This window comes from Sphingomonas sanguinis, from assembly GCF_001476905.1.
Lineage (GTDB): Bacteria > Pseudomonadota > Alphaproteobacteria > Sphingomonadales > Sphingomonadaceae > Sphingomonas > Sphingomonas sanguinis_B.
This window is the reverse complement of record NZ_LDTE01000200.1, coordinates 1-757: the sequence shown is the minus strand read 5'-3', so window position 1 is coordinate 757 and position 757 is coordinate 1. Positions and strand designations below refer to the sequence as shown.

1 protein-coding gene and 1 pseudogene are annotated in these 757 nt (G+C 70.9%); both read right to left on the bottom strand.

From position 1 onward, the window contains the following. Positions 1-361, bottom strand: a 361-nt coding sequence (locus SB4_RS18560) for a polysaccharide deacetylase family protein (RefSeq protein ID WP_153006349.1), incomplete at its 3' end; no start/stop codon positions are given. Continuing rightward, positions 351-757 (bottom strand): annotated as a pseudogene (locus SB4_RS18555) (hypothetical protein); the annotation flags it as partial. The pseudogene SB4_RS18555 and the gene SB4_RS18560, both read right to left, overlap by 11 nt.

The window sequence follows — 757 nt, the reverse complement described above, 5'->3', positions numbered from 1 at the left end:
CCGCCTTGGCGCGGGTCAGGTCGGCGCGAAACTGGTCGGCGGTCATGGTGAAGACGCGCTGATGGTCCCAGCCATGGCTCGCCATCTCATGGCCACCCGCGACGATGCGACGGATCAGCCCGGGATGGCGATGCGCGACCCAGCCGAGCGTGAAGAAAGTCGCCCGCGTACCCGTTTCGGCGAAGAGCGACAGCACCCGGTCGGTATTGGCCTCGACCCGGCTGTCCAGCCGGTCCCAATCCCCCTTGTCGATCGTCCGCTCGAACGCGCCGACCTGAAACCATTCCTCGACATCGACCGACATGCCATTGATCGGCCGAGTGCTCTTCGGCCCGTCGTCGCCCAGCGGCTCAGGCGGCATGGCCCCAGGTCCCCGGTCGGATCGTGGCGGCCGCTTCGCGCCGCGCTTCGGATCGGCCCTCGCTGCGATTATCGATTTCGGTCCAGTCGACCAGCAGGGTCAGGACCCGGCGCAGCGCCGCCTCCTGCTGCTCCAGCCGCGCTTCGAGCTGGGCGACACGATCCTCCCACGCCGCGGTTGCGGTCGGGGCCGACGGCTTTTCCTGTACGGCGGGCTGCACCGGTTCCGGCGCAGGCGCAGGTTTCGGCTCGGGGATCGGGCGTAGCGACACCGGCTCGGGGGCCGGTGGCGGGGCGACGACGCGGTGGGTGCCGCGCGGGGTGGCCTCGGCCTCGGGCGTGACGCGGGTATGGGTGATCGGATCGGCCGGGCGGCTCGGCGCAGTGGCGTTAAGGC